This window comes from Stenotrophomonas sp. TWI169 (genome assembly GCF_039674705.1).
Classification (GTDB): Bacteria; Pseudomonadota; Gammaproteobacteria; order Xanthomonadales; family Xanthomonadaceae; genus Stenotrophomonas; species Stenotrophomonas maltophilia_P.
In genome coordinates this window covers 260,786-280,416 of sequence record NZ_JBDJOB010000001.1, presented here as the reverse complement: position 1 = coordinate 280,416, position 19,631 = coordinate 260,786, and the positions used below count along the sequence as shown (strand labels likewise).

Below are 19,631 nucleotides of genomic sequence, written 5' to 3'. Positions count from 1 at the left end.
AAACACCATGAGCACCGCCTGGATGCAACCCCTCCCCTTGGTTGCCATCCTGCGCGGGCTCACCCCGCAGGAAGCGCCCGCCATCGGCGCGGCGCTGGCCGAGGCCGGCTTCCACATCCTGGAAGTCCCGCTGAACTCGCCGCAGCCGCTGCAGAGCATTGAACTGCTCGCAAAGCAGCTCGGCGATCGCTGCCTGATCGGTGCCGGCACCGTCCTGTCCACCGCGCAGGTGCAGGACGTGAACAATGCCGGTGGCCGGCTGGTGGTGATGCCGCACGCGGACGTGGAGGTCATTGCCGCCGCCCACGCCAGCGGCATGGTCTGCACGCCCGGCGTGGCGACGCCCACGGAAGCCTTCGCTGCCCTGCGGGCCGGTGCGGATGCACTGAAACTGTTTCCCGCCGAACAACTGCCCCCCCCGGTGCTGAAGGCGTGGTCCAGCGTGCTTCCCGCCGGCACGCCGCTGCTGCCCGTCGGCGGCATCACCCCGGAGCGCATGGCCGCCTACCGCCAGGCAGGTGCCGCCGGCTTCGGTATCGGCTCCGCCCTGTATGCCCCCAAGACCCCCGCGGACGACGTCGCACGCCGCGCGCGTGCGTTCATCGACGCCTGGAACAGAACGAACACGGACTCCCCCGCATGAAGATCACTGCCATCACGACCTACTTGGTGCCCCCGCGCTGGCTGTTCGTCCGCATCGATACGGACGCCGGCATCTGCGGCTGGGGCGAGCCCATCGTCGAAGGACGCGCGCACACCGTGGCGGCGGCCGTGGAAGAGCTGTCCGACTATCTGGTCGGCAAGGACCCCCGGCACATCGAAGACCACTGGAACGTGCTCTATCGTGGCGGCTTCTACCGTGGTGGTCCGATCCTGATGAGCGCACTGGCGGGCATCGACCAGGCGCTGTGGGACATCCACGGCAAGGCACTGGGCGTGCCGGTGCATGCCCTGCTGGGCGGCCCCGTGCGCGACCGCATCCGCGTGTACTCATGGATCGGCGGCGATCGGCCGGCCGACACCGCCCGTGCCGCCCGCGACGCCGTGGCACGCGGTTTCACTGCGGTGAAGATGAACGCCACCGAGGAAGTGCAGTTCGTCGATAGCCATGACAAGGTCACGCGGGTACTGGAGAACGTGCAGGCCGTGCGCGATGCGGTGGGCCGCGATGTGGGAGTGGCCGTGGACTTCCATGGCCGCGTGCACAAGCCGATGGCCAAGGTGCTGATGCGCGAGCTGGCGCCCTTCGGGCTGATGTTCATCGAAGAGCCGGTGCTTTCCGAGCACCTGGAAGCCATCCCGGAACTGGCCGCCCTTTCGCCTGCGCCGATCGCGCTGGGCGAACGCCTGTACTCCCGCTTCGACTTCAAGCGCGTACTGCAGACCGGTGGCGTGGACATCCTGCAACCGGATCCATCGCACTCGGGTGGCATCACGGAAACCCGCAAGATCGCGGCCATGGCCGAAGCCTACGACGTCGCCATCGCTCTGCACTGCCCGCTCGGCCCGATCGCGCTGGCGGCCAACCTGCAGCTGGATGCGGTCTGCTACAACGCCTTCATCCAGGAACAGAGCCTGGGCATCCACTACAACGCCAGCAACGATCTGCTGGACTACCTGGTGGACCGCGCGCCCTTCGAGTACAGGGAAGGCTTCGTCAGGATTCCCGACGGCCCGGGGCTGGGCATCGAGATCAACCAGGCCTACGTTGACGAGCGAGCCGCCGAAGGCCACCGCTGGCGCAACCCCATCTGGCGCCATGCCGATGGCAGCGTGGCCGAGTGGTGAGCGCCATGACCGATCAGGCACGTTATCCCAGCCTTGAGAACCGCGCGGTGCTGATCACCGGTGGTGCCACCGGCATCGGCGCCGCCTTCGTCGAGCACTTCACGCGGCAGGGTGCGAAGGTCGTCTTTCTCGACATCGACGACAGCGGCGCCCAAGCGCTGCTGGAAAGCCTGCGCGACGTTGCGACTGCCCCGCGCTATCTGCATTGCGACATCACCGATATCGAGGCACTCCGGTCCGCCATCGCCCACGCGCGCATCCTGGCTGGACCGTTCTCGGTGCTGGTCAACAATGCCGCCAACGATGCCCGTCATGCCCTGGCCGACACCGGCATCGCGGACTTTGAACGCAGCATGGCGGTGAACCTGCGCCACCAGTACTTCGCCATCCAGGCGCTGGTGCCGGACATGCGCGCCCTCGGCGGCGGTTCGATCATCTGCCTGGGTTCGACGGGCTGGATGATCAAGAACAGCGGGTATCCGCTGTACGCGGTGGCCAAATCCGCGGTCCACGGCCTGGTCAACGGCCTGGCCCGGGAACTGGGGCAGGACCGCATCCGCATCAATGCGCTGGTACCGGGCTGGGTGATCACCGAGAAGCAGCAGCGGCTGTGGCTGGACGCGGAGGGCGAAGCACAGCTGCGTCGTGCGCAATGCCTGCCGGGCTATCTGCGCGCGGATGACCTGGCGCGCGCCGCCCTGTTCCTGGCCGCCGATGACAGCCGCATGTGTACCGGCCAGGACTTCATCATCGACGGAGGCTGGGTGTGAGCGGGTCCGCCACTGTCGCGGTGCCGGCCGCAAACACCCTGGGCGAAGGCGTGCTGTGGTGTGATCGCGAATCGGTGGTGTACTGGACCGACATCGCGCAGGCGCAGCTGTGGCGCTATCGCCCCGGTGACGGCGCGCTCACCCGCTGGCCGATGCCGGAGCGGCTGGCCGCACTGGCATTGTGCGAAGCCGAAGGCTGGCTGCTGCTGGCGTTGGCGTCGCGGCTGGCATTCTTCCATCCGGCGCGCGGCGAGCTGCGTGACGTGCTTGTGCTGCCCGACACAGGGGCGCGTCTGCGCGCCAATGATGGCGCCTGTGACCGCCAGGGCCGTTTCGTGTTCGGCATGCTGCATGAGCCCACGAACGGTCCGAAGCAGGCCGTCGCACCCTTCTACAGGCTCACCGCCGAGCTCGTGCTCGAGACGCTTCCGCTACCGACCGTGGCGATTGCCAACAGCGTAGCGTTCAGTCCGGACGGCCGCACGATGTACTTCTGCGACTCGCTGCAGAAGCAGATCCTGCGTTGCGATTACGGCGACAGCCCGGGAGCGGTAGCTGTGTTCGCCGATCTGCGGGCCGAGGATGGCGAGCCCGATGGCAGTGTGGTCGATGCCGAAGGCGGACTCTGGAATGCCCGCTGGGGCGGTTCGCGCGTGGTGCGCTACCGGCCCGATGGCCGGCAGGACCGCACGCTTTCCGTCCCGGTCGCGCAGCCCACCCGCCCGGTCTTTGGCGGCAGCATGCTGCGAACGATGTTCATCACCAGCGCGCACGACGGCCTGGACGCGGCCGCGCGCGCGCGCGACCCCTTCGCCGGCCATCTGTTCGCCACCGACGCCGGCATCGCCGGCGTTCCCGAACCCCGGTTCGCCGGCAACCCCAACGACGTGCCGCCGTGCCCACAGCGCGGACCCATCGCGGAGCTTCCATGAGCCTTTCCCCCCTGGATATCAGCATCGTGCTGGCCTATCTGGCTGGCATCTTCATCCTCGCGCAGTGGGTTTCCCGCGAGAAGGCCGGCCGGCAGAAGTCGGCCCAGGACTACTTCCTGGCCAGCCGCAGCCTGCCGTGGTGGGCGATCGGTGCCTCCCTCATCGCGGCCAACATCTCGGCCGAACAGATCATCGGCATGTCCGGCTCGGGCTATGCCATCGGCCTGGCCATCGCATCCTATGAGTGGATGGCGGCGATCACCCTGCTGATCGTCGGCAAATGGTTCCTGCCGATCTTCCTGCGCAACGGCATCACCACCATGCCGCAGTTCCTGCAGGAGCGCTACGGCAACCGCATCCGCACGCTGATGGCCGTGTTCTGGCTGGGCCTGTACGTATTCGTCAATCTCACCTCGATCCTGTGGCTGGGTTCGATCGCCATTGCCGGCGTGGCAGGCCTCAACCAGGACGTGGCGCTGGTGCTGCTGGGCGCCTTCGCACTGGCCTATCAGCTGTATGGCGGCCTGAAGGCGGTCGCGCTTACGGACATCGTGCAGGTCTCGCTGCTGGTTCTGGGTGGACTGCTGGTCACCTTCATCACGCTGGGCCAGATCGGCAACGGCAGCGTCACCGACGGCTTCATGCAGCTGTGGCAGCAGCATCCCGAACGCTTTGAAATGATCCTCAGCAAGGACAACCCGTTCTACAGGGATCTGCCGGGGCTGTCGGTGTTGCTGGGCGGCATGTGGATCGCCAATCTCAGCTACTGGGGTTTCAACCAGTACATCATCCAGCGCGCACTGGCCGCCAAGGATCTGCGTGAGGCGCAGAAGGGCGTGGTATTCGCTGCGTTCCTGAAGCTGCTCATTCCGGCCATCGTGGTGCTGCCCGGCATCGCCGCGGTCATGCTCGCCCCCGGCCTGGAACGCCCGGACGCGGCCTACCCGACGATGCTGGCGCTGCTTCCCAGCGGCATCCTGGGCCTGGTGTTCGCCGCGCTGGTGGCCGCCATCGTTGCGTCGCTGGCATCGAAGATCAATTCCGTCGCCACCATCTTCACGCTCGACTTCTATGCCAAGCGCGCGCCCGATGCCTCGGAAGCCAGACTGGTGCGTGTCGGCCGGTTCGCGGCGTCCGTGTCGATCATCGTGGCGGTGCTGACCGCGCGCCCACTGCTGGGCGGGTTCGACCAGGGCTTCCAGTACATCCAGGAGTTCACCGGCTTCTTCACCCCCGGCATCGTGGTGATCTTCCTGCTGGGCCTGTTCTGGAAGCGTGCGAACGAAGCCGGTGCGCTGGCTGCGGCGGTCGGCTCCTTCGTACTGTCGCTGGCCCTGAAGCTGCTGTGGCCCTCGCTGCCCTTCATGGACCGCATGGGTGTGGTGTTCCTGGTCACGCTGTTGCTGGGCGTAGGCGTCGCGCTGGGCACCCGCGCCAGTGGCGATCGTGATCGTATCCGCACCGACGATGTGAGCTATGCCACCGCCCCATCGTTCAACATCGCTTCGCTGGCGGTGCTGGCGATCCTGGTGGCCCTCTACGCAACCTACTGGTGACCTGGATGCGCCTGACTGTCCGACACGCATTCGTTCTGCGCAGTGGTATGCGCTGCCTGGCCCTGCTGGCCGTGAGCGGGTTCGCCTCTGTGCTGCACGCAGCGGAGATCACATGGACCGGCACCGCCACCGTGGCCGCCCGCAACGCGGGCTGGGGGCGATTGGCGCAGCTGCCGGATGGCCGCTGGCTGGCAGTGACCACGCGCTTCAATGAAGGGCAGCCGACCACCCTGCAGCTCTCGATCAGCAGTGACCGGGCCCGCAGCTGGGCGCCCTGGTCCGACGTGGCCGAGCCCGGCCGGATGATCGACAACGGCGAACTGCTGGTGCTGCCGGAGGGGCGTGTGCTGCTGGCGATGCGTTCCCTGGTCGAAGGCGTCTCCTACCGGCTGCATCTCTATGCCAGCGACGACCTGGGAGGACACTGGACCTTCCTGAGCACCCTCGCCGGCAACGAGGCACCGAACGGGCGCAAGGACCGCGGCGTGTGGGAGCCGGTGTTGACGCGCCTGGACGACGGCACGCTGTCGGTGGTGTATGCCGATGAAACCCGCGCCGATGAGCATCCGTCCTACAATCAGGTCGTTTCACAGCGACTGTCCAACGATGGCGGGCGCACCTGGGGACCTGCGATGACGATTGCCGAACAGCCCGGCGGTGGGCAGCTCCGGCCCGGCATGCCCGTCATGGCACGCCGCCCCGCCGGTGGCTACCTGATGGTGTTCGAGACCTGCGGCGATGATCCGCAATGCCCGGTGTCGTACAAGGTCTCGACGGACGGGCGGACCTGGCCGGCCGGCCTCGGTACGCCGCTCGCCGACCAGCGCTGCGGCCCCCACGTCATGACCAGTACGCGCGGGGTAATGTTCGTGACCTCGTGCCTGAACGAAGTCAGCTGGAGCGAGGACAGCGGATCGAGCTGGCGCACGGTAACGCCTCCCGCATGGCCGCTGGGTTTCCGCCATTCCTGGCCCGCCGTGGTCGAGCTCGGCCCTGCGGAGATCGGCGTCGTGAACGTGGTGGACGGCGCAGTGCAGATCCGTTTCGGGAGCTACTAGGGGCGCCCATCACTTCTGCTTGAACACACTCCTGCGCCCGATGACCACATCCTTGCCCGTCGTCGGCCTGGCCAGGCCCGGAATCAGGAAATCGGTCGCGCTGCGACCGTGCCGGGTCTTGTCCGCAAGCCAGCGCGGCATGCGCCCGCGACCGGTCCAGGTATTCCGCCGGTTCTCGGGGTCGCGATATTTGGGTGCGACCTTGCCTGTCTTCCGGCGCCTGCGGGAAGCGCCGCCCGCAGGTACGGACACCGCGCTGGCGCCGGCGAACAGTTCCTCGATTGAATAACCGCATTCTGCGGCGGCGGCGACCAGCTCACGCCTGACGACGGCCGCGGAACGTCGCTGTGCGAGCAGCTGCAGCCGCCGCTCGGCGGCCGCGATGAGTGCCTTCAGCTGCCGCTCGTCCAGCGCCTTGATATCGATATGCATGGCACGCAGCGTGGTGGTGGCGCCGTGGCCTGTCAAGGGATGCTCCGCGGATGCCGCACCCGGATCGGCGGCCGGGCTCAGAACGAGACCTGCGCCCGTACGCCGACAGTATTGCCGGAATCCGGCCCTTGGGCAGTGCCCACCTTGTTGTCGGTCTTCCAGTGAACGTAGTTCAGCATCAGGCGTGACCAGTTGTTGAGGTACCAGTTCAGCCCGAGCGTCCATGCCGTGCCCTCGCCACCGCGGGCAGCATCAAGGAAGTCGTAGCGGTCATAGCGGGCCGCCAGCTCGAAGGCGCCGATGCCGCCTTCCTGCACGGGGCGAAGTACGCGCGTGGTACCCCATACCCCGGAGCGGCTGCTGAATCCAGGGCGCTCACCGGTGATCAGCCAGCCTGCGTAGATCGATGTGGCCTGCTGGTCGACCGGGTCGACCGTGCGCGACTCGATGGTGCGCGTGGTGTGTTCGGCAAAGGCCCACACCGGGCCGTACACCCCACCCAGTTCCAGGCCCCAGGCGCGGTTGTCGGTGACGTTGGCGATGGAACTGGCCGATACGCGCACGTTGCCGTTCCAGCCCAGTGCGATCGGCGAGGTCTTGTTGATGCTGCCGACGTCCTGGCCGAGATCCTCGTACCAGTACCAGCCGCCCAGGTGCAGGAAGCCGGCCTGGCCACGCAGCGGGTTCCAGTGCGCGCGCAGCAGATACGCAATCGTGTCGCTGGCCGTGCTGTCATTGCCGATATCGTCGCCGGTCACCGCGACGCTGGCATGCCAGCCATCGCCGATCACCTTGGTGGTGACGCCCAGTCCGTAGTACCCGCTCTGCTGGGCGCCCACCGAGGCCACGGCATTGCGCTGCATGAAAGGCGTGTTCACTCCACTGGTGCCACCGTCGAGGCCACGGTCCTTGAGCTTGTTGCCCACGTAGATCTCTGTCGGCAGCCCTCCCATCCGCGTGTCCCAGGACAGGTAGGTGTCCTTCAGTGATACCTCGTTGCCAGCAAAGTCCGCATCGATCTTGTAGCCCAGCGGTCCCATCTGTCCCTCTGCGCCCAGGCGGCCGCTGGCCAGATCGGTGCCGGTGACGTTGCGCGCATCGAATCCGGAACCGTGGGTGGTGCTGAAATCCACCAGCACGCGGCCACGGGGATGGAAGGTGAACCGGCCATCACTGCTGCGCAGCTCGGGGCCACCCTTGCGCCAGCGCACATTGCCATCGCCTCCCCCACCGGTCGCGGCAAGCTGGGCCACCTGTGCCTGCAGAATGGCCAGGTCGTCCTGCCGGGTGTCGGCGATTGCGGCGGCTACCTGCGCGTCAACGTTGGCGTCGCTGCCGGGCACTGCGGCAGCGCCCTGCGTTCCCCCTTCCAGCGCAGCCAGGCGTGCGCTCAGCTGCTGCAGCAGGGTTGCCTGTTCGCGCAGCTGTCTGGCCTGCTCCTGCACCTGTGCACGCAACCCGGCTTCGGTATCGCTGGCCGCGGCCAGCACGGAGGGTGACGCCAGCAACAGGCCGCCGCCGGCAGCCGCGGCGAGCGCGGCACGCTTCAGTGAATTCATGGAGTTCTCCCGAATGAAGTACGGTGCGCGGCTCAGTCGCCCGCGCCATCGTCGTCCAGCGCAGGCTGGGGCTGAGGTGCAGCGGCCGGCATCGCCTGGCCACCGTTCGGGGGCAGCCGCGCAGGCGCTGGCCCGAGGTAGCCGTGGCTGCGTGCCCAGTTGGCGAAGAGCCGCGGCCACTGCGCCACCAATGTGCCGGGCCGGCCCAGCCCCCAGCTGTGGCCTCCGGCCTCGAACAGATGCAGCTCCACCGGAATACCCGCTGCATGCGCGGCCTGGTACATCGCCACGCTGTGGCCGACATCCACGATGCGGTCATCCACGGCCTGGGCCAGGAACACCGGCGGCATGTCCTTGCGGATGTGTTCTTCGACCGAATACGCCTGCTGGGCGTCGTTCTGGCTCGCCAGCTCCCGCTTCGACCGGGTCTGGTCCAGCGGCGCACGCATTGAAACGACCGGATAGATCATGCCGAGGAAATCCGGCCGCGCCGACAGCTGGTCGGCCGCATCCACCGGCGCATACAACGGGGCATCGAAGCGCGTGGCGACGATCCCGGCCAGGTTGCCTCCAGCGGAAAAGCCCAACGCGCCGATGCGCTCCGGATCGACCCCCAGGCTGGGCGCCTGTGCGCGCATCAGCCGCATGGCGCGCTGGCCATCCTGGAAGGGCGAGACAGGTGCCCATCCATCGGCAGGCAGCCGGTAGTAGACGACCGCAGCCGTGACCCCCAGCGACTGCAGCCACTGCGCCGTCGGCTTGGCGGCGCTGCCGATCTGGATCCGGAAGTAGCCGCCACCGCCGAAGATCACCACCGCGGAGCCGTTCGGCTTCAGCGGGCGATAGATTTCCATGCGCGCATCGCTGATGCCCGAGACCGCACCCTTCGCACTGCCTTCGATCCCGATCCGTTCCGGGCCACGCGCGCGTTGCTGCCAGTGGTCCTGCGGCCACAGCGGAACCACCTCGGGTGCAGGCACCGACGATGCCGCCGGCGCCGCACCCGCAAGCAAGGGATTCAGCAGCAACAAAAGCACTGCCAGCCTGCGCAGTCTCCCCATGTACAGACTCATCTCACGCCCCTCCCTTCGGCCTTCACGGGACGAAGTGTGCGTCGAGCGGCGCTGGGCTCCTATAGCCGGATGGGACTAGCTGTGCTGCGTACTTCTGTGTGCACTGCAACATCATCCTGCGCCCCGCCGATGCCCGTGGCGGGCGCAGCCAACGCAGGCATCGACTTCGCCAGGCGAATGATCTCCGCTGGAAACGTGGCGTAATCGTCGACCGGGAAGGCATGGCTTTCCCTGCGCTGGATCAGCCGGACCGCGACGATGCGCTGCTCCGGTACGACCACCAGGTGCTGGCCAAGATATCCATTGGCGGCGTAGGCGCTGACCGGACCACGCTGGGATTGGAAAAGATCAGCGATCTTCAGCCCGCGGCCGGTGATCTCGGTGGCGTACAACGGCTGCCAATCGTCGCCCAGCTGCTGGCTGAGATGCGCCATCAGCGCGGACTTGCTGGCAAAGGTGCTGCCTTCCGCCGCCAGCAGCGCATGCTGAAGCCGGTCAGATACGCCGCGCTCCCGGAGCGTGCGCTGCACATCATTCCGCAGCGTGTATCGCTCCCATTCCGGCAGCCGCCACCACAGTAGTCCGACGTCCGCAGACTGCGCACTCTCGACGGTCATCAAGGAGATCGCGTGTTCGCTCATCAGGCGCGTTCCGTCCTTGGCCACGCCGCCATCGAGCATCAGCTGACCAATGGCGGCCAGGTCCCGGGCTGACAGGGAGAGCCCGGCCATGCCCAAGGGCGTGCCCGCTTCATCCTTCATCCAGTCGTAGCGCGTGATCCCCAGGGGCCTGAAAAGGCGCGCCTCCAGATAGGCATCCACGGGCTGGCCGGCCAGGCGGGCAATGATGCCCGGCAGAAGATTGGTGGCCTTGTTGTTGTAGGAGAACGCGCTGCCGGGCGCGGACGTGATTTCCGCTGCCAGCGCGAGCTGCACGAGATCCGGCGCGGATTCCAGCTCGACCCCCGCGTTGGGAACGTTCTGCAGGCCGGAGGTATGCTGCAGCAACATCCTTACCGTGATGTCCCGCTTCTGGCCCTGGCGCCATTCCGGATAGATCGCACTGACCGGTTCGTCCAGCGACGCAAGCTTCCCGTCATCGAGCAGCAGGCCGATCGCCAGCGCCATGATCGACTTGGTGGCCGACATGAGGTGAATCGGCTCGCTGGTCGAGGCCACATCCAGCAGTGGAACACCGTCCTTCTGGATCAGCAGAGCGTCGGAATGGGCAGCACGCCCGTTACGCTCGATATCCGCCAGCACATCGGCAGGCGACTGCCTGGCCTCGGCGAAAGGACAGTACAGCGCGAACGCCAGCAATACGGACGCCACGTGTCGGATGGCAGACAAGGCAATGCTCCTTCCTGGGACATGCGGTCAGAGTGGCGATGGAGGCAGATCGCCTGCAGTGCCTGAAGTCATGGCTTCAGCACGACCTGCCTACCGCGCCGCGGTACTGTCGGGAACGCACGCCGGCGTCCAACCACTGGCGCTGAACAGCGCCTCTGCGGATTCGGGCCTTACATCCAGCAGCTCGGCGATGGCCTTCTGCCTGTCGTCGGCGCGGTTGACGTACGTCCGCGCGATGCGCTGCCCGATCCAGTAACCCAGATCGCCGCGGCGGGTGTCGTCGCCAGGGCCGTTGTACAGCCACCGCGACAGGTCGGTGCTGTCGCGCTGCGCGACGAACTCCCGTTCCAGGGCGCATTCGCGCCCTGCGGTCCAGCGCTGCAGATGGCTGTTGGCGGGCTGCCCGGAGATCAGTTCACCCACATACTCTGCACCGCCCTCCAGCAGCGTCTGGTACAGCAGCGTAGGCGCGGGTACTTCAACAGCGGCGCCGTGCTGTTGCACGTGCACATACTCGTGCGCGATCAGGTGCACGAAGCGTTCCGTCACATCGGCCTGCATCCAGTCCGCGTTGCAGAGTGTCTCCAGGCCGATCACCACGCCGTCGGGCGTGGTAACGCCACCGGTGGTGCCCCGTCCGACGAGGAGGGTGACCGGAGCAAAACGGGCCGACGGCACGATATCGCCGAGATTCCGCAGCGCACGGGTCACTCCGCTGCGGATGCCCAGCAGTGCCGCAGCACACGTGCGCGCCTTCACATACAGCGCCGGCTTCTGCTGGATTGCATCGGCGAGCCGCTGCATCGAGCCGATACGCAGTTCGCTGAACTGATGCAGCGCATCGCTGCCCGGCTCCAGATAGCGGCGCTGCAGCAACAATGCATCCGGCCTGCCACCGCTGGCGTCCATCACCGCGAAGAAGCGTGTCACATCATCGGTTCGCACGACGGGCGCGCGCGCCCGAGTCTCCGCCTGTGCGGCTGTCGCCAGCAAGGCCATTGCCAGCCCACCGGCGATCCATCTGCAGATGACCGATGCCATCGACCGCCGCGTCCGGCGTCTACTGCGCACCGGCTTCCGGGGCCAGCGTATGCACCACCCTGCCCTGTGCATCGAGGAACTCGATGGCACCATGGCCTTCGGCAGTGACGGTCAGGCGCAGGCGGGTCCGGTCCTGCTTGTCATTCAAGGCGATGGCCGGCGTGCCGTCGGCGCCCACCACCATCTGGATACGCGTCGGAACCTGCACCCCCGGTACCAGCTTGTTGCCCAGTGCGGCATCGCGGATCGGCGGCGGTGCCTGGTTGATCGAGAAGCGGACCTCGCCATCGGGCGATACCCGCCAGCCGATCGCATCCATGGCCGGGTGATCCAGCGCCAGCACGGCCATCCCGCCCTCGATGTCAGCGGTGCCGAACACGCCGCGCTCACTGCCCTTGTCGTCGTACAGCACCATGCCCGCGACGTTGAACGCGCGCTTGTACTGGATGCCATCGATGATCGGTGCCGGCGTCTGCCCCGACAGCGTCATGCGGATCACGCCCTTGTCATCCACGATGTCGATGCGGCGGGCTGTGATCCGCTCGCTGTCAGGACGTTCGACGCGAGTCTGCGGCGAGCGGTCGACAATCAGCCGCTGCAACTGCTCGGCCGACGGGCGCTTGGTGCTCTCGTCTGACTCGGCCCAGGCATTGCCGGTCAGCATCGCGGCCAGTGCAAGGGCAAGGCATCCAATCGGTTTCATGCGAGTGTGGTTCATGGCGTGCGCTCCCCGCGCAACTGGTGAATCCAGCTCTGGAACCCCTCCAGGAAGCGGTGCAGCCGCTTGCGGGTGGCGTCATCGAAGTCATTCGTTGCGGTGTCGAGTGCCGATGCCGCCTCGGCAATGTACAGCTGCGGCGAGGTCATGACGAGTGCCCCCATCGCGGCCAGCGCGTGGCGCAGCTGCGATTGCGCCAGCCGTGTGCCCCACCGCCCCGGGGTGGCGCCCATGATGGCGACCGGCTTGCCGGACAGCACCTCACCCAGCGCGGCATCGTTGCGCGACAGCCAGTCCAGGGTGTTCTTCAACACGCCCGGCAGGGACTGGTTGTATTCGGGCGTGGCGATCAGCACGCCGTCGGCCGCAGCAACCGCAGCACGCAGGCGCATCACGCCGTCCGGACCACCCGCAGCGTCTGCTTCCAGGTCTTCGTTGAACAGCGGAATGTCAGCGATGCTGTCATGGACGGTCAGCGACAGGCCGGCCGGCGCCGAGCCTGTTGCAGCGTCGATCAGGTGCCGGTTGTAACTGTTCCGGCGCAGGCTGCCGGCGAAAGCGAGTACGCGCAGGGGGGCGAAATTGTCAGGCATCAGAGGTTCCCAGGAAGGACCGGATGGAGAGCACTCGTCCGAATGCTCTGCCGATGATGCCAGACACCACACGTCGCAGCGCTATGGATCTGCGTCGAACACCACGGTGACGCTGCCCTGATACGTGGTGCCCGGGTGATCCAGCATCTTCCGTACCGGCTCGCCGTTCACGGCGAACCGAAGCGTCGACGAACGCCCGATGATGACGGCATCGGCGGTGAATACAGGCGGAGGCTGGTTCACCCGCAGCGGCAGATCCACCACCTGGCGGCCGCTCGCGCGATCACGAAAACCTGGCAATGTCAGGCTGACATCCAACGGAACGTCATCGGCATCAACGCTCGTATTGCGGATCCCGCAGCGCCCGTCTGCCTGCAGGTGCTCGCACTGCATCGAGACACTGAACTGGCCGGAACTGCTGATGTGGAACGGAACTTCCTGCTGCAGCCGCGCCGGTGCGATGCCATGGTCGGTCCACTGGCTCCACCCGCCTCTGGGCGCCAGCACCGCGTGATCCATGCCGGGGGCCACATCCAACCGGAACGCATGGCGCACCTCCAGGCGGAAATGCACGTTCACCAGGCTGTCGGACAGGGATACCCGGTGCCCGAGGTCGAAGTCACTGCCCTGCCCGGTTCCCCCGAACGAGAAGCGGGTCGAACCGGTGTAGATGCCACTGCGCATCTCCAGCGGCGCCGGGGTTTCCAGCGCATAGACGAAATCCAGTGCTGGAATGGCATAGTTGTTGGTGTTCACCCAGTGCAGGCCGCAGGCGACGGCGCCCTGTCCATCGTCGCGGCGCAGGAGCATGCGCATGACGGTATAGGCACTTGATCCTGTCACCCCATACGAGCAGTTGTTCGGTCCGCCGCTGGAGTAGAACCCGCTCGACGCCCCGTCCCTGTCCTCGTCGGTAAACCGCATCGCCGCGCCGATCACCCGCAGGGTGAGGTCGAAACTGCTGGCGCCATCCTCGGACGTAACGGTCACGATGCGCGGTGCCGGCATGCCGATATAGAAGCCGTCCGGGCCGTAGTCCGCATTGCGGATTACCTCCTTGCTGCCACGGACGGTCGTATCGATGCTCCACCAGTTGTTGGCGATGCAGGTCGCCATATGCGCATTGGCGCAGACCCCGCTCCACGGCGTGGTATTGACGAATCCCCGTTGGTTGGGGTTTGCCAGGTCAGGCTTGAACTCGGCCGTGATGTACACGTCGCCCGCCTGAGCGGCCAGCGCAGGCAGCAGCATCGACACGCCGAGCGTGAGCCGGCGAAGGAAGCGGCGCAGCAGACGGAACATCATGGGGCTTCTCCAGCATGGCCGGCCGCAGTCTGTGCGGCCACGGCCGAAGGTGGACATCTGAGGATGCCGGCCATCCACATCTCCCCTCGCGGCCGGGTTGTGCGGCCATCGAGCTCGAAACTGCACGTGCTGATGTCCGGATGACGCACGACCAGCGTCGGCATCCGGCTGTTCATCTCCAAAGCGAAGAATCCATCGGCTTCGGCGACACTGCGCCCGGCATGATTGATCACGTGCGCACCGGCCAACGGCCGCCCCTGGGCATCCTGCAGGTGACCCAGCACGGTGATCGTGCTGACGACATCGACCTGGTTGTAGGCGATGCCACCCTTGTTGAGGTGATAGGGCAGCACCGACGGCTGGATAGCGGCGGCAGGCGCATGGTGATCATCGAAGTCGAGCTGGATCGACCCGGGCCTGTAGGCGGACACCGGCAGCAGATTGCGGCCGGGGCGCAGGATGTGGGAGCCGCCACGGCTGTCGTGCGCGCGGATCGTGGCGCCGGCCAGGTCCGAACGCACATCGATGATCATGCCGGTGTCAACCATGCTGGCCTGGCCGTCGCCTGCGATCGCCAGGGTGCCTCCGCCCACGGCAAGCGTACTTTCCAGATTGACGCCCCCGCTCACACCACCGTCCAGCGAAGAGCGCTGCAGATGGAGATCCCCGCGCAGTGCAGCCGACTCGAAGTGGGCGTTGCCGCCCAGGCCGATGCCGGTGCTGTCCACGGTGACCTGCCCGGCGACACTGTGCACGATGCTGTCTGCGAAGCGCTGTTGTACGCCTGCGCTGGCGTAGACGTCACGGCCACCCCGGGCCCCGGTCCGTGAGCCAAGGCTGCCACTGTAGCGGCGCCCATCCTGGCCGAGCGCGATGTTCAAGGTGAACTCCACGCCACGATTGCGTCGCAGGCCCGAGCTGATGCTGCCGGGGCGATCGAAGACCGAGGCCCGCCAGTTGGCGTCACTGCCGAACAGCGTCTGCCGACGGCTGAATGAAAGGTCGAAGCCGGTGCCGCGGCTGATGCCCTGGCTGTGTGAGATCCGGGCCGAGAGCTGGCCATGCCGGCCGAACCCGTGATTGACCCCGACTGCGGAGGTGCGCAACCAGCCCTCGCGCACGGGCGCGCTGGTGTACCCGGGAAACGGCGGAGGCTCGATGAGGTCGCCCTGCACCTGCCAGCTCCGCGTATGCGAGGCGACCACGCTGCCATTGCGGTAGCGCAGCAGGCCCTGCAGGTCCACGCCCTTTCCGGTCCGGTTGGAAGTATAGGCGTTCGTGTAGACATTGGCCCAGTCATTGACCTGCCAGTCGACTGAACCGGCAAGCGAGCGATCGTTCCCGATGGATTGCACGGCAACACCGAGCACCGCACGCGGATGCGCAAGATAGTTGACCACGCCGCCCACGGCAGGCCGGCCCGCGCCGGGATCATCGAAGCTGTCCAGCAGGCTGTCCTGCACGCCGGCAAAGGCACTGTAGCGCCAACGCCGGCTGGGATCGCGCCACTGGGTGGGTTTGTGGATGATGGATGTCGTGCGTGACGTCTCGCGTCCGTCCTCGATCACACGCAGTTCCACTTCATAGATGCCGCCAGGCAGACGTCGCGTCTCCACCTGCTGCAGCCCCGGACGGACCGCCTGGGTCAGGATCAGGCTACCGTCACGGTAGACCTCGACGCTGCCCTCGCGGTTGGCAGTCACGTATACCGGGTACAGGCTGGGCGAACGACTGTCGACCAGCAGCGTATCGGACGAACCGGCCATCACCCCGAAGGTGGTGAAACGGGTGCGTCCGGCGCCACGGGGCTGCCGTGTAACGCCGTCGAAATTCGGGAGGAACCATCCTGCACGCAGGAAATGGTCCTTGAACTCACGCTGCGCGTGCAGTGACTGCAGGACATGGCGGACGCGACGATCATCCTCGCCGCTGCGGTCCGCCTGGTAGCTGGCGTCCAGTGTCCAGTTGCCGACGCTGCCCTGTGCGGCGAGCGCGTAGCGACCGGCAGCCCGCTGGCCCTCTCCGCCGTAGGCATTCAACTGGTGGCGCAGGATCAGGCCGCTGCTGCCGGAATCGGGCAGCGACAGGTGGCGCCGCACCGCCAACGCCTGGCCGGCCGCCTCGGAGGCGATTGAAAGCAGGGAGCTCTCGAGGCTGTAGTGCAGGCCGGCGAGCCCATCGCGGCACGGCCTCGTGCACGGGCCGAGGGCATGAGGGGAGGCCAGCACGGCCAGCCAACGCTCGCGCTCGCCTTCGGGCTGGGTGCTGCCGTGCGCATCGGTGAACTCCAGCAACGACACCGCGTTGTCGCGGGTAAGCACGGCGCGCGCGTCGCCGAGATACTCGCCGTCCCGCTCTACCCGGACCACCAGCGGCACATCGAAGAAGTGATCGCGGAAGTCATCCGGCAGGGCATCGGACTGCTCCAGCAGATTCAGTGTGTCCAGCGCGCCCTCGGCAGCCAGCACGGCACGCGCGCTGCAGAACAGCGCGAGGGTAATGGCGAGAGGGAGGGTACGCGGAGACATGATGTTCTCTTGTTGAGTAAGACTGAGGGGCGCGCCCGCGCACCAGCGGGGAACGGACGCGCCCGTTCTGCACAGGTCTTTGCTTACGGCGAACGGCTTTCGAACATCATCGAAACGGTGCCGCTGTAGTTGCCCTGCTGGTAGTCGCCACCGACCGGCGCGGCTGCGATGGACACGAGGGCACGCTTGCCAGCCGCAGCCTCGACTTCAGTCGCGACTTCAACGGCGGCGGCCGGGCCCACGTCCAGGGTCTTGCCGGCCACGGAAACTGTCATCGGCATTTCACCGGCGTCTGCCGCCAGCTTGGCGTCGTAGGCAAGGTGCGCAGTGATCGCACCCAGGCCGCTCTTCATGTCGATCTGCTTCTGCACCGGCTCCAGGCGCTGCGTGGTCATGTTCCACGGCAGGTCCTGGGTTTCGCCGGCCCAGTCACCCACCGGGGAAATCTGCAGGCCGGTCGGCGACGGCACGGTGGCCGTGACGTTGATCTGCAGCGGGAACTGCTCCGGATCGGCGAAGGCGACGGCCGGCGACAGGGCAAGGGCGGCCAGGGCGGCCACGGTGATGGACTTCAGGTTCATTGCAATATTGCTCCAGGGTTGGAAAATGCCGACGTGTGCGGCGGTGGGCGCAGCTTCAGAGGAAGCTGCTAGTCGAGCAGGACGGATTTGCGGGATTTCCCCTCGACGATTTCAAAGCGATGGTCTTGGCCAGGCAGATGTGCGAATGCCTCGCTGCGTCCGGGCAACAGATGCACCCTGCGCGACGCTCCGCATTGCCCGGGCTGGGTGCCGGTGCTGCACTGGCGCACGTTGTCGAGCACCACGGTGCTGTTGCCCGCGTTGTGCACCACGGTGCGGTCGGCCTGGCGATCAGTGCGCAGATCGGACGACGGCGCTTCCGGATGCACGATGACGAAGACGCCGTAACCGGTGAGCACGTTGACGCCGGCCGCGATGGAACGGCGATAGTCCTCGGACTGCGCCTCGGTCAGTGCGAACTCGTCCTCCTTCTTCGGCAGCACAGGCACGAAGCGGACGCGGTAATAGCGCTCCTTGTCACGATTGCCGTGGAAGAGCAGCCGCGTGGCCTGCTGCCCTTGGCGCGGAACGATGAGGCGCGAAGGGCTGGCAATCAGGGCATTGCCACCACCGCCATACACACCCGGCTCCACATCGACCTCGTAAGGCGTGTTGTCCTCCGTGTAGCGCACCTCGGTGACCTGCACACGCACGAATGCCGTGGCGTCACCGCTGTTGCGGACACGCTTCAGCAATGCGCCCTGGTCCGGCAACAGGTACTCGTACATGGCGCCGACGTGGATCGACGGCATTTCGGCGCTGGCGAACGCGGGCAACAGCAGTGCTGCGCCCAGCAGAATGAGGCGTTTCATCGGAGCTTCCTTGAGGTCGGGGTGCGGCGTTGCCGACACCCTCTTCATCGAAGGGCGCTACGATAGGGACGGATACTCTGCCTGGGTATGCAACTATTCCGAATAATTCGAGATCCCGGGCCGCGCGGATGAACGGCTCAGCTTCGTGTACTGCGCGCGCTGTAACAGGGAATCAGCGGGTCGCGCCGCAGCTGGAACAGTGGTTCGACAGGCCCATCAGAGCGATCACATGCTGGCGGACCGCATCGTCGGCGCACAGGATCATCACGCCTTCGCCATCGGGCACCGAACGGAACATGCCGTGCAGGGTGATCGGAGCGGCGGTGCGTGTGGATATGGCAACGGTATGGATGCGACCGCGGCCGCACGCGCTGCGCAGCGCACGCTGCTCTGCCCCGGCGCCCTGCCTTCCTGCGTGACCGACGCCACGGGGCTCCAGCCCGATGCTTACCGTCAGTGACCGGCCCATGAACCGGCTGGTGATCACCGGCACATCGCGATCGGGGAATCGGCACAGGAAGGCAATGTGGCTGCGCACGCCTGCCTCTTCCGATGCAGATGACGGCCCCAGGATGGCACCTTCATCATGGGGCATCGTTGCGGAGTCCCGGCACAGGCAGTGACGCAGATCCGACAGTACTCCGGCTCCCGCTGCGAACATCGTCTTGACCCCCTCGACATGGTCCATGTAGGTAACAGCCCCCTCGCCGCTTCCTGCGCCGGCGCGCCGTCCATGCTATGTCCGCCGGCTGGAGCACTCAATCGAACAACTCCGAAGTTCAGCGCGGATCGCCCTGTCCGGCCAGCTCGGCAACGAATGATTGATAAAAGTTCTATGGAAAGAACGCGGACTTGATTGCACTGTTGCCATATTGCACTGCAGCGAAACCCGCTGGAGTTGCACTGTCGGCGCGATGGCGCGCCGTTTGACCCGGCCGGAGATGCGGTGTTCGGATGCGTGTGTGCTTTCTGATGAAGTTCGACCTGCGGCGTGATCGCCATGGCCTCGCGCCCCCGCTCTACGCCTACGTCTGTGCCCATGCGACATCGCGGGAGATCGCACTGCGCAAAGCCTCGCGCGTGCTGTCGAGAATCGTGATGGACGACAGTCAGACGAAGTGGATGATGATGGAGTGCAAGGACGTGGTGCAGGCATGTCGCTCCGGGCTTCTGCCCGTGGAAGAGACACTACTGGAGCAGGCAAGCGCGGCGAGGTCCGGCGTTGCTGCACTGTATCGGGAATCGGTGCAGATCGTGGGCGTCACGGAACAGCGATGATGTGTGCGGGCGCCCCACTCCACCCGCGTGGTCGCCTAGGCCTGCCGGGGCACGGCGCTGCGACCGCCCACCTCGTCGTGACGATGGTTCTCCCACGTGCTGCGCAGCTGCCTCCGCTGCGGCGCGGACGCATACATGTAGCCGTTCAATGAATCAAGGAACCACCGCTGCTGCTCGACATCCAGTGCAGCGAACCGTGCAAGCACTCCGGCTACGCAGGCATCCAGTTCAATGGTCATTCCGCTCCCCCGGACTACG

General features: G+C 66.5%; 20 protein-coding genes. 7 read left to right on the top strand and 13 right to left on the bottom strand.

What is annotated here, in order from left to right; all coding sequences use genetic code 11:
- Positions 1–7: 7 nt before the first annotated feature.
- Genes ABE543_RS01170 through ABE543_RS01145 form a run of 6 tightly spaced genes read left to right on the top strand, consistent with a single transcriptional unit; the run spans position 8 to position 6,104 of the window.
- Entirely contained in the window at positions 8–643 is a 636-nt protein-coding gene (locus ABE543_RS01170) for a 2-dehydro-3-deoxy-6-phosphogalactonate aldolase (RefSeq protein WP_065182277.1), read from the top strand.
- Positions 640–1,788 (top strand): galactonate dehydratase, encoded by a 1,149-nt coding sequence (gene dgoD / locus ABE543_RS01165; protein WP_065182278.1) that lies wholly within the window; start codon positions 640–642, stop codon positions 1,786–1,788. The genes ABE543_RS01170 and dgoD overlap by 4 nt, the downstream gene beginning before the upstream one ends.
- Positions 1,789–1,793: 5 nt before the next feature.
- Positions 1,794–2,558: an SDR family oxidoreductase gene (locus ABE543_RS01160; protein WP_262218155.1), complete on the top strand. Its 765-nt coding sequence runs from the start codon at positions 1,794–1,796 to the stop codon at positions 2,556–2,558.
- Entirely contained in the window at positions 2,555–3,490 is a 936-nt protein-coding gene (locus tag ABE543_RS01155; protein WP_346475152.1) for an SMP-30/gluconolactonase/LRE family protein, read from the top strand. Before ABE543_RS01160 ends, ABE543_RS01155 begins: the two co-directional genes overlap by 4 nt.
- Positions 3,487–5,046, top strand: a complete 1,560-nt coding sequence (locus tag ABE543_RS01150) for a sodium/sugar symporter (RefSeq protein ID WP_346475151.1) — start codon at positions 3,487–3,489, stop codon at positions 5,044–5,046. Before ABE543_RS01155 ends, ABE543_RS01150 begins: the two co-directional genes overlap by 4 nt.
- A gap of 5 nt (positions 5,047–5,051) precedes the next feature.
- Positions 5,052–6,104, top strand: a complete 1,053-nt coding sequence (locus tag ABE543_RS01145) for a sialidase family protein (RefSeq protein WP_346475150.1) — start codon at positions 5,052–5,054, stop codon at positions 6,102–6,104.
- A 9-nt stretch (positions 6,105–6,113) separates the two neighbouring features.
- Here the strand turns inward: ABE543_RS01145 and ABE543_RS01140 are convergent, their stop codons facing one another.
- From ABE543_RS01140 to ABE543_RS01085, 12 genes are all read right to left on the bottom strand, one after another.
- Positions 6,114–6,536, bottom strand: a complete 423-nt coding sequence (locus tag ABE543_RS01140; protein WP_053515935.1) for an H-NS histone family protein — start codon at positions 6,534–6,536, stop codon at positions 6,114–6,116.
- Between the two features lie 77 nt (positions 6,537–6,613).
- Positions 6,614–8,095 (bottom strand): porin, encoded by a 1,482-nt coding sequence (locus ABE543_RS01135; RefSeq protein ID WP_346475149.1) that lies wholly within the window; start codon positions 8,093–8,095, stop codon positions 6,614–6,616.
- 32 nt (positions 8,096–8,127) lie between these two features.
- Positions 8,128–9,168 (bottom strand): alpha/beta hydrolase, encoded by a 1,041-nt coding sequence (locus ABE543_RS01130; protein WP_263174315.1) that lies wholly within the window; start codon positions 9,166–9,168, stop codon positions 8,128–8,130.
- Positions 9,169–9,227: 59 nt separating this feature from the next.
- Positions 9,228–10,487 carry a serine hydrolase domain-containing protein gene (locus ABE543_RS01125; protein ID WP_346475212.1) on the bottom strand — a complete coding sequence of 420 codons (1,260 nt, stop codon included), beginning with the start codon at positions 10,485–10,487 and terminating at the stop codon, positions 9,228–9,230.
- Positions 10,488–10,607: 120 nt separating this feature from the next.
- Positions 10,608–11,516, bottom strand: coding sequence for a lytic murein transglycosylase (locus ABE543_RS01120; protein ID WP_346475211.1), 909 nt, complete (start codon positions 11,514–11,516; stop codon positions 10,608–10,610).
- Positions 11,517–11,577: 61 nt separating this feature from the next.
- A complete protein-coding gene (locus tag ABE543_RS01115) occupies positions 11,578–12,261 on the bottom strand; it encodes a hypothetical protein (protein WP_346475148.1) in 684 nt (227 codons plus the stop codon).
- An 11-nt stretch (positions 12,262–12,272) separates the two neighbouring features.
- Positions 12,273–12,869 (bottom strand): NADPH-dependent FMN reductase, encoded by a 597-nt coding sequence (locus ABE543_RS01110; RefSeq protein WP_053515860.1) that lies wholly within the window; start codon positions 12,867–12,869, stop codon positions 12,273–12,275.
- An 81-nt stretch (positions 12,870–12,950) separates the two neighbouring features.
- On the bottom strand, positions 12,951–14,174 hold the full coding sequence (locus tag ABE543_RS01105) for a hypothetical protein (RefSeq protein ID WP_197600015.1): 1,224 nt from the start codon (positions 14,172–14,174) through the stop codon (positions 12,951–12,953).
- Entirely contained in the window at positions 14,171–16,702 is a 2,532-nt protein-coding gene (locus tag ABE543_RS01100) for a TcfC E-set like domain-containing protein (RefSeq protein WP_346475147.1), read from the bottom strand. Before ABE543_RS01100 ends, ABE543_RS01105 begins: the two co-directional genes overlap by 4 nt.
- A gap of 83 nt (positions 16,703–16,785) precedes the next feature.
- Positions 16,786–17,283, bottom strand: coding sequence for a CS1 type fimbrial major subunit (locus ABE543_RS01095; protein WP_346475146.1), 498 nt, complete (start codon positions 17,281–17,283; stop codon positions 16,786–16,788).
- Positions 17,284–17,351: 68 nt separating this feature from the next.
- Positions 17,352–18,095 (bottom strand): CS1 fimbrial subunit B flags: Precursor, encoded by a 744-nt coding sequence (locus tag ABE543_RS01090; protein ID WP_346475145.1) that lies wholly within the window; start codon positions 18,093–18,095, stop codon positions 17,352–17,354.
- A gap of 172 nt (positions 18,096–18,267) precedes the next feature.
- On the bottom strand, positions 18,268–18,633 hold the full coding sequence (locus tag ABE543_RS01085) for a hypothetical protein (protein ID WP_193395816.1): 366 nt from the start codon (positions 18,631–18,633) through the stop codon (positions 18,268–18,270).
- Between the two features lie 434 nt (positions 18,634–19,067).
- Here ABE543_RS01085 and ABE543_RS01080 point away from each other — a divergent pair, with 434 nt between their 5' ends.
- Entirely contained in the window at positions 19,068–19,373 is a 306-nt protein-coding gene (locus tag ABE543_RS01080; protein WP_154582308.1) for a hypothetical protein, read from the top strand.
- Positions 19,374–19,408: 35 nt separating this feature from the next.
- Here ABE543_RS01080 and ABE543_RS01075 read toward each other — a convergent pair whose 3' ends face one another.
- Positions 19,409–19,612: a hypothetical protein gene (locus tag ABE543_RS01075; RefSeq protein ID WP_065176077.1), complete on the bottom strand. Its 204-nt coding sequence runs from the start codon at positions 19,610–19,612 to the stop codon at positions 19,409–19,411.
- Positions 19,613–19,631: the final 19 nt, after the last annotated feature.

Excerpts from the sequence above, each read along its gene's own strand:
- ABE543_RS01170 (WP_065182277.1), top strand. The coding sequence starts at position 8 with ATGAGCACCGCCTGGATGCAACCCCTCCCCTTGGTTGCCATCCTGCGC.
- dgoD (WP_065182278.1), top strand. The coding sequence starts at position 640 with ATGAAGATCACTGCCATCACGACCTACTTGGTGCCCCCGCGCTGGCTG.
- ABE543_RS01160 (WP_262218155.1), top strand. The coding sequence starts at position 1,794 with ATGACCGATCAGGCACGTTATCCCAGCCTTGAGAACCGCGCGGTGCTG.
- ABE543_RS01150 (WP_346475151.1), top strand. The coding sequence starts at position 3,487 with ATGAGCCTTTCCCCCCTGGATATCAGCATCGTGCTGGCCTATCTGGCT.
- ABE543_RS01145 (WP_346475150.1), top strand. The coding sequence starts at position 5,052 with ATGCGCCTGACTGTCCGACACGCATTCGTTCTGCGCAGTGGTATGCGC.
- ABE543_RS01140 (WP_053515935.1), bottom strand. The coding sequence starts at position 6,536 with ATGCATATCGATATCAAGGCGCTGGACGAGCGGCAGCTGAAGGCACTC.
- ABE543_RS01135 (WP_346475149.1), bottom strand. The coding sequence starts at position 8,095 with ATGAATTCACTGAAGCGTGCCGCGCTCGCCGCGGCTGCCGGCGGCGGC.
- ABE543_RS01130 (WP_263174315.1), bottom strand. The coding sequence starts at position 9,168 with ATGAGTCTGTACATGGGGAGACTGCGCAGGCTGGCAGTGCTTTTGTTG.
- ABE543_RS01120 (WP_346475211.1), bottom strand. The coding sequence starts at position 11,516 with ATGGCCTTGCTGGCGACAGCCGCACAGGCGGAGACTCGGGCGCGCGCG.
- ABE543_RS01115 (WP_346475148.1), bottom strand. The coding sequence starts at position 12,261 with ATGAAACCGATTGGATGCCTTGCCCTTGCACTGGCCGCGATGCTGACC.
- ABE543_RS01110 (WP_053515860.1), bottom strand. The coding sequence starts at position 12,869 with ATGCCTGACAATTTCGCCCCCCTGCGCGTACTCGCTTTCGCCGGCAGC.
- ABE543_RS01105 (WP_197600015.1), bottom strand. The coding sequence starts at position 14,174 with ATGATGTTCCGTCTGCTGCGCCGCTTCCTTCGCCGGCTCACGCTCGGC.
- ABE543_RS01100 (WP_346475147.1), bottom strand. The coding sequence starts at position 16,702 with ATGTCTCCGCGTACCCTCCCTCTCGCCATTACCCTCGCGCTGTTCTGC.
- ABE543_RS01095 (WP_346475146.1), bottom strand. The coding sequence starts at position 17,283 with ATGAACCTGAAGTCCATCACCGTGGCCGCCCTGGCCGCCCTTGCCCTG.
- ABE543_RS01090 (WP_346475145.1), bottom strand. The coding sequence starts at position 18,095 with ATGAAACGCCTCATTCTGCTGGGCGCAGCACTGCTGTTGCCCGCGTTC.
- ABE543_RS01080 (WP_154582308.1), top strand. The coding sequence starts at position 19,068 with ATGAAGTTCGACCTGCGGCGTGATCGCCATGGCCTCGCGCCCCCGCTC.
- ABE543_RS01075 (WP_065176077.1), bottom strand. The coding sequence starts at position 19,612 with ATGACCATTGAACTGGATGCCTGCGTAGCCGGAGTGCTTGCACGGTTC.